The following is a 10,584-nucleotide window of genomic DNA, read 5'->3' as shown; positions in this document are numbered from 1 at the left end:
AGCAAACGTACTGTCAATCATCAGCGGCAACCCATGATTATGCGCCACAGCAGCTACACTCTCTAAATCCAGCACATCAATTTTAGGATTACCAATAATTTCAGCAAACAGCGCTTTTGTCTTAGGCGTAATCGCGGCAGCAAAGTTCTCCGGCTTGCTCGGGTCAACAAACTTAACTGTAATGCCTAGCCGCGGCAACGTATGGGCAAACAAATTATAGGTTCCACCATATAAGCTTGAAGAACTGACAATCTCATCACCCGCCTGGGCAATGTTGACAATGGCTGCAACGATAGCCGCATGACCTGAGGCAAAAGCCAGTGCCCCCACTCCCCCTTCTAAAGCCGCCATCCGCTGTTCAAATACGTCAGTTGTCGGATTCATAATCCGGGTGTAAATATTGCCGCTTTCTTTCAGGCTAAACAAATTGGCTGCATGGTCGGCATCCCGGAAATTGTAGGCGGTAGTCAAATACAGCGGTACTGCCCGCGAGCCAGTTGTTGGATCAGGCTGCTGCCCTGCATGTACGGCCAAAGTATCAAAACGCAAGCTGTTTGGTAAATTCATACTCATCCCTCTTTTTTTTATTTATTTACTGTGGCATATCAACAATATTGATATCGCCTAAGCTGCGCAAGCAAATGCTCCCTTGGATATATTACGCTTCTTGATATCGAATATCCGGTACTAACCTAGCCCCCAAGTAAGCCAAATTAGATGCTTTGAATTTAATCCATTGCCTAATCGGTGGCTCAGCAGCCACAGGCAAAACTTTATTAATAAAATTGGTTAATATCGGTCTAAGCAAATGAAAGTCAATCAGAAACCCATCATGTCCGTGCGGACTGTCGATAATGGCAAAATCGGTGGATACGCCTACCCGCTGCATGGTTTTTGCTAATTCTTCCTGCTGATGTGGTGGATACAGGATATCAGAACTTACTCCCACGACCAGTACTTTGGCATCAATTCTGGCCAAAGCCTCTTCATAAGAAGCGTAACCAGTACTAATATCAAACAGATCCAGCGCACGTAACAAGTATAAATATGAGTTAGCGTCAAACCGTTTCACTAAACCTTCGCCCTGATAATCAAGATAGTTTTCGACTTCAAATTTTCCAGCCCGTGTTCGTCGTCCAAATTTACTAGCCATGGACATCTCGCTCTGATAAGTAATCATGCCTAAGGCCCGGGCAGCAGCCAACCCCTGTTTAGGCCCTGTTCCGCCGTAATAGTCACCGTTTTTCCACTCAGGATCAAGAGTAACCGCTTGACGGCCTACACGATTGTAGGCAATAGCCTGAGGGGAAGAATATCCGGGGGCGGCAATCACAATCGCAGCATCAACAAAACCAGGATAATCAACAGCCCATTGTAAGGCCTGCATTCCTCCCATGGAACCGCCCACCACCATGGCTAAGTGTTCAATTCCTAATTTTTCTAATAACCGTTTTTGAACTCGGACCATATCTTTGATGGTAATCTCGGGAAATCTCATTCCGTAAGGCTTACCGGTAGCTGGATTCGGAGAGGCCGGCCCAGTAGTCCCCTGACATCCACCAAGCACATTGCTACAAATAATGTAAAACCGATTCGTATCAAGCGTCCGTCCAGGCCCAATCAACGGTTCCCACCAGCCCTGCTCATCATATGGGTCATGGGCTGCAGGATGGCTGTCACCTGTTAATGCATGAGTCACCAGAATTACATTATCGCGGGCTGCTGATAGTTGGCCATAGGTTTCATAAGCCACAGTAACTTCTGGTAAACTACCGCCTAAAAATAAATCCAGCGGTCGCTCGGGTGTTGCTATTTGGGCCAACTTCAGTTGCGGCCGCCATTTGAACCCCGGAAAAAAGGTAACAACCATGATATCCTCCCTCCTCTTACAATGACTTCAGCGAATCAAGCAAATGGTTCTTTGAGGACAATAAAAACCCCCTCTATCAAAGAGGGGGTCACATCCATAACCAAAATCCCCTCTCATCTTCCAGGAATACCTATTGATTCCTGCTGGAATTAGCACCACTGCGCATTGCGCCGGTTGCCGGGTGTCATCGGGCCAGTCCCTCGACCTCTCTGGATAAGAGTTTGTTGTTATTATTAAATTTTCTAAATGGATGTGTTCATGATACTATAATGAAATACATTTGTCAAGCATATTGTACTTAAACTTTACACTTTTGTGCGTTTTTTTGCGGTTCCGGTTTGCTTTATACTACATCAAAACCAATGTCTTCCACAGCTTTTACCAGTGCTTCACGACTGGCAGTACCAATTACCTGTGCTTCCTTCTTAGCCAAATCTACACTGGCGCTCACCACCCCGGGAATAGCCTGAAGAGCCTTTTCCACACTCATTTTGCAATGTCCGCAAGACATACCTTCAATTTTTAATATGATGGTTTCTGCTTGATTCATTCTTTCACCTCCTCACTCGAAGAAAATATAAACCATTGCTTTACCCTTTATATGGGTCAAATTGTTTCAGTCGCAGCGCATTAGTAACCACCGACACTGAACTAAAGGCCATTGCCGCCCCTGCCAGAACAGGGGATAAAAATCCTGCTGCTGCCACCGGAATACCCAAAGAATTATAGATAAGCGCCCAAAATAGGTTCTGCTTAATGTTGCGCATGGTTGCCTTACTTAGGCGAATAGCGGCAACCACGCCGGTTAATTCACCCCGCATCAGGGTAATGTCGGCGGCCTCAATAGCAACATCAGTACCAGTGCCAATGGCAAAACCCACATCAGCAGTAGCCAGTGCCGGAGCATCATTAATCCCGTCTCCAACCATGGCTACCACCTTACCGGCTTTTTTCAGCGCTTCTATCTTTTCGGCTTTGTGTTCTGGCAGCACCTCGGCCATAACATTGGTTATGCCAACAGTTTGGGCAATGGCCTGCGCAGTACGGGTATTATCACCAGTCATCATCCATACTTCGATACCCATTTTTTGCAGTTCTGCTATTGCTTGTACCGAACTTTCTTTTACCGTATCGGCTACTGCCAACAAACCGCATAGCTGATTTTCTACAGCCAACAACATAACGGTTTTACCTTGGCCTTCCAACTGTTCGATTTGGGCAACCGCGGTTTCATACGCAATATGATTTTCTTTCATTAACTTACGAGTACCAACCAAAATACGCTTGCCTTCCACTTTCACTTCAATTCCATGACCAGGAATGGCAGTAAATGACTCCGGTTCCATTATGGCAATGCCTTGCTGCTGACCATAGGCAACAATTGCCTGCGCCAAGGGATGCTCCGAATTCTTTTCAGCACTGGCAGCCAGCCGCACTAATTCCGTTTCAGCAAATCCAGTCATAGGCACAATATCAGTAACCTCCGGTTGGCCTTTGGTTATGGTGCCCGTTTTATCCAGTACAATGGTTGTCAGCTTATGTGCATGTTCTAAATGTTCAGCACCTTTTATCAAAATACCGCTTTCCGCTCCCTTACCAGTTCCCACCATAATGGAAGTCGGCGTAGCCAGGCCCAGCGCACAGGGGCAGGCGATCACCAAGACAGCAGTAAAATTGACCAAAGCGCGCGAAAAATTCCCTGGGTCCAGAATAAAATACCAAACTGCAAAAGTTACGATTGATAAACCAACAACCACCGGTACAAAATAACCTGAAACCACATCAGCAAAACGTTGAATGGGTGCTTTGGACCCCTGGGCCGCTTCAACAATACGCACAATTTGTGCTAAAGCAGTATCTTTACCAACCTTTTGGGCCTCAAATTTAAAGGTTCCTAACTTATTTATCGTAGCGCCAACCACTTGGTCGCCGACCTGTTTATCAACAGGCAGGCTTTCGCCAGTAAGCATGGATTCATCAACCGTCGAGGTTCCCTCAACAATGACTCCATCCACCGGAACTTTCTCCCCCGGACGAACTATCACCAGATCGCCGACAACTACGGATTCGACGGGAATATCCATTTCCTGCCCGTCACGAACCACGCGGGCTGTCTTAGCCTTAAGTCCCATCAGCGCCTTAATGGCCTCAGAGGTTTTCCCCTTGGCATTGGCCTCTAATAGCTTACCCAAAATGATAAGGGTAATCAAAATAGCGGACGTTTCAAAGTACAAATCCGGTTGCTGACGCAACACATTAGCAATGCTGTAAAAGTACGCCGCCGATGTACCGAGCGCCACTAACACATCCATATTGGCACTGCCATGTTTAAGGACCAGATAAGCACCCCGGTAAAACTGCCAGCCGGCAATAAATTGAACCGGTGTAGCCAGCAACAATTGAAAATACGGATTCATCAGCCATTCGGTAGACTGCCCCATTACTCCCAGCATATGCAGAATCATGCCAAACAAAAGCGGTGCCGATAACGTGGCTGCCAAGATTAAGCGGAAACGTTGGCTCTTTATTTCGGATTCGTGGGTTTGCTGCTCGTGATCTACGACAGCTCTATCAGTTGCATCCACCGCTCCAAAACCAATGGCTTCAATTTTAGCCTTAATATCATGTACACCGACTACATCTGGATAAAATTCAATAGTAGCCTTCTCTACTGCCAGATTAACAACCGCATTGACTACACCGGGTAACTTGTTCAGAGTTCTTTCTATCCGCCCCGAACACGCTGCGCAGGTCATGCCAGTGATTTTTAAATCTACTTTGTCCCGAATCACCTGATAACCTAATACTTCAATCTTATGAGCAATCTCAGCAAGTGTAACCTGTGACCGGTCAAACGTCACCGTAGCTTTTTCGGTTGCCAGATTTACTGCGGCTTTTTCCACTCCCGGCAATTTGGCGAGCCCCCGTTCCACCCGGCTGGCACAAGCGGCGCAAGTCATGCCGCCAACTTTTAACGAGACCGTGTCAACAGACTGGTTATTTTTCGCTTGAGCCATATTTGCTCCCCCTTACCCTAAAACTTTACTTGGCAAATTTAGATAAAACACTCATCAACTCACCGACGGCTTGTTCTGTACGGTCTTGTTTAATGGCATTAACCACACAGCTTTTGGTATGACTTTCGATCATAATTAATGCTACCTGATTGAGCGCAGCCCGGGCAGCCATAATTTGCTGCAGAATGTCCACACAATAACGACCTTCTTCCACCATTTTTTCAATTCCATTAATTTGGCCACCAATACGCCGTAATCTGTTTTTTATACTTGCCTTTTCCTGTTCGTTTACCATCATTACCCTCCAAATATACTATACCCCTGTATAGTATATGGTACAATGCAATTGACTTACAGTCAATTTAATTTTAGTATCTCCGGCAAGTGATTATTTAGTTACGCCAGACCTTACCTATTGGTTTTGAACCAACAGGATAACCAGGTAAACCTTCCGTTGGTTACACAGCAAGAAGCCCGGGATAATCCCGGGCTTCTTGCTGTGTAATCAGTTCATCATTTCGAGGAAAGCCTGTATTCTGGTTTTAATTTGTTCCACATCGCCTTGGGAGTAATCGGTTTCAATCTGGATGAAGGGAATATCGCCATGTTGTTTTAAGAAGTCTTTGACCACCCGGCTTTCTACATTATAGGTATGACAGCCATGCCAAGTAATATCTACAATTCCATCAGCCTTGTAATCGTTGACCAGTTGGACGAGATTCTGCATTCTTATCGGATTAGGGCTCATACAGGAGCAAGGAGTTATCAGGTATTTTTCCGCAATGGCTTCTAGCGGTGGCTTGGTTTCATCGACAAGGGTTACAAACTGCTTCATGCCGGAACAGTTTTCAATATAAACAACGGCAGCGCCACATTTTTCAATAATTCGTATGACTTTTTCCGAACCAATCCCTGTGGGTACGCCGGTTACAATAATGCGTTTGGCACCTTTGGGAATAGCAGCCTCGCCTTTGGCTACAGACTCTTTCATATCAGCAATGATTTCCTTAAGTTGTTTAGCAAAATCATTACGGTCAGTAACAAAGTTCCGCCCCCACATCAGTTTCAGCAAATCCATACCTGTCATGGGTACAGGATCATGTTTCATCACTTCAGCCAATTCCTGCATCAACAAGCGTTCTTCATTGAGAACCTTAATGGCTGAGCGCAATTTTTCCTCAGTAATTTGTACCCCAAGTTCCTGTTCTAAGACATCTTTCAGCACCTTTACTTCGTTCAGCCAATACGCCTTATCATTGTCAGTAAGATAGCTTTGCGGCAGCTTCATCACATGGACAGGCTTGAAGGACTTCATTAATTCAAACATTTTTTTCTTGCCATCGCAGGTAGTTTCCCCAATGATAATATCGGAATACAAAAAGTATGGACACTTGTCAGTTACGGCAAAACCATATGAAGATTTGATTAACGGACAGAAATTGCGCGGCAGTGTTTTTTCACCATCAGGAATGGCTTCTTCCTTGGTGGCGCATAAGGCAAAACCCAAAGCATCTGCCGCTAAGACAAGTTCCTGCGGGGCAAAAACACAATAAAAACCAACAACCTTTTTCCCTGTCTCTTTAATATTTTTCAACATAGTAAACGCATCTGACATAATTCTGCTCCCCCATCCTTTGCAATTTGTAACACGGCTTTACTGTATGGCATCCCAGGCAAATAAGGCTGCCCCTATCGAACCAGCAAATACCGCCTGTTCATGCGTGAGCACCGGCAAACCTAATCGATCTGCCAGTTCCTGGCGCAATACTTGATTTTGGGCCAGCCCCCCAGTAAATACTACCGGCGCCGTAGGCTGAATCCCGGCTGCCATGACGGCTATCCGGCCAGCAATGGATTTATATAAAGCGGCAATGATGGCTTGCCGGGAAACCCCTCGATTGACCAGTCCGATGACTTCTGACTCGGCAAATACGGTACACATAGAATTAATGGTGCAAACTGTATCCTCAGGACCTGCTTTGATATTACCAATTTCAGCAATATCAAGCCCCAGTGCATTGGCTGTAACTTGCAGAAACTTGCCTGTACCAGCGGCACATTTATCATTCATGACAAAATCCAACACCCTGCCCTGGTTGTCCACCTTGATCGCCTTGGCATCCTGACCACCAATATCAATCACGCACCTGACACTAGGCACTAAATATACCGCACCTCTCGCATGGCAGGTGATTTCTGTCATAGCCTTAGTAACAAACGGCAGATTCAGCCGTCCATAACCTGTTCCCACAATGTAGCCAACCTCACTGCATCCCTGACTGCTACATGCTGTTTTAAGCAGCTGAGTGGCTTGCTCCTTGGGATTCCAGCCTGAAGGGCAGATAAAATGTGCAACCGTTTTCCCTTTATATACTGTAAGTTTTATTGCCGCTGAACCAGCATCAATACCAACTGCTATTTTATCGTCCATAAACCACCTATAATTTGTTTTTATAGATTAAATTTGTCGAAATAATATAATTAATCTATATTAATCATTCGTTCTTACTTTCTCGATTCCTGCATTGTAAACATTCCATAAGAAAAAGTTACAAGTATGACAGGGAAATATTTACTAAAAATGAAAAAGTATTCTGATGTGCGATACACCAGAATACTTTTATAAATATCCCTTATTGATACACCTAAGCCATTCTCAAATTTACTCACAGCTTGAGCTAAGCTGAATTATTCTTCGCCAAACAGCGGTGTCGACAGATAGCGTTCACCAGTATCAGGCAAAATGACTACAATGTTTTTGCCCTTATTTTCTGGACGTTTAGCCAGCTCAGTAGCGGCCCAAAGGGCTGCCCCGCTGGAAATACCAACAAGCAGACCTTCCGTAGTAGCCACGGTTCTTGAGGCATCAAAGGCGTCAGCAGTCTGAACTTGAATAATTTCATCAACGATTTTGGCATTAAATACATCTGGTACAAAACCAGCCCCAATTCCCTGAATCTTATGCGGACCAGGATTACCGCCAGACAGCACTGGCGAGTCAGCTGGTTCAACTGCCACCGCTTTTAATTCCGGCTTACGCGCCTTCAGTACTTCAGCAATACCGGTAATGGTACCGCCGGTCCCTACGCCACCGACAACAATATCCACCTCACCATCAGTATCCCGCCAAATTTCTTCGGCCGTAGTTTTGCGATGGATTTCTGGATTAGCCGGGTTTTTAAACTGTTGCGGAATCCAGGAGTTAGGGGTCGTCGCTGCCAATTCTTCTGCTCTGGCAATCGCACCTTTCATGCCTTGAGCACCTGGGGTCAGTTCCAGTTGGGCCCCTAAGGCTTTCAGTAATTTACGGCGTTCTATGCTCATGGTTTCAGGCATGGTCAGAATCAGTTTGTAGCCACGCGCAGCAGCAACAAAGGCCAATGCCACTCCTGTATTGCCACTGGTAGGTTCAATAATTACCGTATCTTTATTGATAATTCCCCTATCCTCAGCGTCTTTAATCATTGCATAGCCAATACGGTCTTTGACGCTGCTTAGCGGATTAAAGTATTCTATTTTGGCGATGATTCGTCCGCCAACCGCTTTGGTACTAGCATAGTTTTTTAACTCTAGCAGCGGTGTATTACCAATCAGTTCTGTCAGATTTCCATAAATTTTAGCCATACTACATCATCCTTTCTTTCACCTGATTAATCATATTGTAACCTTTTTCCTGCGCAGTAGTAACCTGGTACTACTAAAAAATTAACTTTTTTCTGTCTAGAAAACAAAAGGAGACAATCGACAGCTATATAAGCCAGCGATTGCCTCCGGTCTTCCGGTCAGCAAAAAATACTAATGAATATTAATATGGTTATATCGTATCATACTCCTGCTTACCTGTCAACCTATTTTTGGCATTACTATTATTGAGGAGTAACTTTTTCTTTAAATACCTGTTTGCCGTCTTTCATTTCAATAACAACTGCACTCTTAATCGGATTGTGGTTGGCATCAATCGTTACAATCCCTGTACTGAGCTGCAAATTCTTAGTTTGTTCTAACGCATCGCGGATTTTTTGCGGATCGGTGCTGTTCGCACGCTTAATAGCGTCAATCAGCAACAAGCCAGCATCATATCCAAGAGCGGAGAAAACACTTGGTTCCTGGTTATATTCTTTCTTATAAGCAGCAATAAATTTTACAACATTAGGATCGGTATCCTGAGATGAGAAATGGCTGCTGAAATACGTATTGTTTAGTGCCGCTGCGCCAGCAATTTCGACGACTTTAGCATCATCCCAGCCGTCGGTTCCAATGAACGGCATATTCATGCCCATTTCTCGAGCCTGTTTAAGAATTTTGCCTACTTCTTCATAATAAGCCGGAAGGAATACAACATCAGGATTAAGTGCTTTTATTTTGGTCAGTGTTGATTTGAAATCCTGATCTTTTTGTAAAAAGGCTTCTTGGCCTAAGATTTTACCACCGTTTTGAGTAAATACTGTTTCAAAAGATTTGGCAAGACCTTTGGAATAGTCGGAACTATTATCAACATACATAACTGCGGTTTTTGCCTTCAGCGTATTGCTGGCAAAGTTGGCCATGATGGTTCCTTGCAATGGATCAATAAAACAGGAACGGAAAGCGTACGGACGCGTTCTGCCATTATCGACAGTGATCTTTTCGTTTGTTCCAGTCGGAGTAATGACAGGAATTTTATTATCTTCAGATACCTGAAGGGTAGCTATCGTATTAGAACTAGTAGCAGGCCCTAACACCGCTACAACTTTATCCTGCGTAATAAGTTTAGTGAGAGCATTAGTTGCCTCGGCAGCTTCTGATTTATTATCTGCCAATACTAATTTGATTTGTTTGCCTAATACTCCACCTGACTCATTAGCCTGTTTAATGGCTAATTGAATACCATTAACCGCTTGCTTGCCATAATTGGCCACACCGCCGGTCAACTCAAAGTTGCCGCCAATTTTAATTTCATTTGTTGCTTCTTGTTTGGTTCCGCCACCGCAACCGGCAAGCGCACCAGCCATCAGCAGTGTGCTCATTGCCACTGCTAATAATTTTTTACGCATATTCTCCTCTACCCCTTTTTAGCCCCTATACAAATACTTGTTTCACTGCTTAGAATCGCGTTTCTGACCGGAATGTATCTGTACAGGAGAATTTATGTATTTTGTAATTGAAATATACTATACACCTTTACAAGTTTGTTGTCAATATATTATTTTTAGTACATTTAATACATACTATTGTCCTTATTAATCGGACATGACCATGGTTCGGCAACAAAAAAAAGCTACTCCTTCTAACCAGAAAAAGTAGCCTTTTTATTTCTACCTTATTATTCATAACGTAATAGGCGCAAACGTCTGTCTCTCACAAATGGAATCAGAAGTTTTTTTAAATTCCATCACCATGCAGGCCAGTCAATTTGCCCACCCGATACTTTTCGGTTCTTTCCACCTGCGTAATTTGTCCTGCCTGAATTTGAATCGCAACCTTTCCATACTCCATACCGCTGACAGATTGTAGTATCCGTGTCCGTAAATCTGCCGGAGCTGCTAATTTACCTGCCGTTTTACTTGGTAACTCGCCAAACCGAATTTTCTCCAGTTTTTCCATCTGAATGATCCGCGAATCCTGAAGTACCAAAGTAACAGAGCCAAAGTTAATTTCTTTTATTGCTTGTTCAATCAGGTCAAGCACTTCCCCAGAAATATATTTATTCATTTGTCA

General features: G+C 44.3%; 10 protein-coding genes and 1 riboswitch. All 10 genes read right to left on the bottom strand.

Going from position 1 to position 10,584, the window contains the following annotated elements; translation table 11 throughout:
* On the bottom strand, positions 1-567 hold a 567-nt coding region (locus AC29Z1_RS03640), incomplete at its 3' end, for an aminotransferase class I/II-fold pyridoxal phosphate-dependent enzyme (protein WP_488270099.1).
* Positions 568-658: 91 nt separating this feature from the next.
* Positions 659-1,870 carry a homoserine O-acetyltransferase MetX gene (metX, locus tag AC29Z1_RS03635; protein WP_488270098.1) on the bottom strand — a complete coding sequence of 404 codons (1,212 nt, stop codon included), beginning with the start codon at positions 1,868-1,870 and terminating at the stop codon, positions 659-661.
* Between the two features lie 110 nt (positions 1,871-1,980).
* Positions 1,981-2,090: riboswitch (SAM riboswitch) on the bottom strand.
* Between the two features lie 123 nt (positions 2,091-2,213).
* Entirely contained in the window at positions 2,214-2,420 is a 207-nt protein-coding gene (locus AC29Z1_RS03630; protein ID WP_488270097.1) for a CopZ family metallochaperone, read from the bottom strand.
* A 40-nt stretch (positions 2,421-2,460) separates the two neighbouring features.
* Positions 2,461-4,887 (bottom strand): heavy metal translocating P-type ATPase, encoded by a 2,427-nt coding sequence (locus AC29Z1_RS03625; protein WP_488270096.1) that lies wholly within the window; start codon positions 4,885-4,887, stop codon positions 2,461-2,463.
* A 25-nt stretch (positions 4,888-4,912) separates the two neighbouring features.
* Positions 4,913-5,185 (bottom strand): metal-sensitive transcriptional regulator, encoded by a 273-nt coding sequence (locus AC29Z1_RS03620; RefSeq protein WP_488270095.1) that lies wholly within the window; start codon positions 5,183-5,185, stop codon positions 4,913-4,915.
* 207 nt (positions 5,186-5,392) lie between these two features.
* A complete protein-coding gene (locus tag AC29Z1_RS03615; protein ID WP_488270094.1) occupies positions 5,393-6,502 on the bottom strand; it encodes a double-cubane-cluster-containing anaerobic reductase in 1,110 nt (369 codons plus the stop codon).
* 39 nt (positions 6,503-6,541) lie between these two features.
* Entirely contained in the window at positions 6,542-7,318 is a 777-nt protein-coding gene (locus AC29Z1_RS03610) for an acyl-CoA dehydratase activase (RefSeq protein WP_488270093.1), read from the bottom strand.
* A 257-nt stretch (positions 7,319-7,575) separates the two neighbouring features.
* The gene (gene cysK, locus AC29Z1_RS03605; protein ID WP_488270092.1) at positions 7,576-8,511 is read right to left on the bottom strand and encodes a cysteine synthase A; all 936 of its coding nucleotides are present in this window, start codon (positions 8,509-8,511) and stop codon (positions 7,576-7,578) included.
* A gap of 242 nt (positions 8,512-8,753) precedes the next feature.
* Positions 8,754-9,920 (bottom strand): ABC transporter substrate-binding protein, encoded by a 1,167-nt coding sequence (locus tag AC29Z1_RS03600; protein ID WP_488270091.1) that lies wholly within the window; start codon positions 9,918-9,920, stop codon positions 8,754-8,756.
* A 328-nt stretch (positions 9,921-10,248) separates the two neighbouring features.
* Positions 10,249-10,578, bottom strand: coding sequence for a DUF2292 domain-containing protein (locus AC29Z1_RS03595; RefSeq protein WP_488270090.1), 330 nt, complete (start codon positions 10,576-10,578; stop codon positions 10,249-10,251).
* Between the last annotated feature and the right edge of the window lie 6 nt (positions 10,579-10,584).

Source organism: Sporomusa sp., from assembly GCF_057736855.1.
The sequence above is the reverse complement of the archived record's forward strand: the minus strand, read 5'-3'. Positions and strand labels throughout refer to the sequence as shown.

Coding starts and splice junctions, on each gene's coding strand:
- AC29Z1_RS03595 (WP_488270090.1), bottom strand. CDS start 10,578: ATGAATAAATATATTTCTGGGGAAGTGCTTGACCTGATTGAACAAGCA.
- AC29Z1_RS03615 (WP_488270094.1), bottom strand. CDS start 6,502: ATGTCAGATGCGTTTACTATGTTGAAAAATATTAAAGAGACAGGGAAA.
- metX (WP_488270098.1), bottom strand. CDS start 1,870: ATGGTTGTTACCTTTTTTCCGGGGTTCAAATGGCGGCCGCAACTGAAG.
- AC29Z1_RS03610 (WP_488270093.1), bottom strand. CDS start 7,318: ATGGACGATAAAATAGCAGTTGGTATTGATGCTGGTTCAGCGGCAATA.
- AC29Z1_RS03625 (WP_488270096.1), bottom strand. CDS start 4,887: ATGGCTCAAGCGAAAAATAACCAGTCTGTTGACACGGTCTCGTTAAAA.
- AC29Z1_RS03620 (WP_488270095.1), bottom strand. CDS start 5,185: ATGATGGTAAACGAACAGGAAAAGGCAAGTATAAAAAACAGATTACGG.
- AC29Z1_RS03630 (WP_488270097.1), bottom strand. CDS start 2,420: ATGAATCAAGCAGAAACCATCATATTAAAAATTGAAGGTATGTCTTGC.
- cysK (WP_488270092.1), bottom strand. CDS start 8,511: ATGGCTAAAATTTATGGAAATCTGACAGAACTGATTGGTAATACACCG.
- AC29Z1_RS03600 (WP_488270091.1), bottom strand. CDS start 9,920: ATGCGTAAAAAATTATTAGCAGTGGCAATGAGCACACTGCTGATGGCT.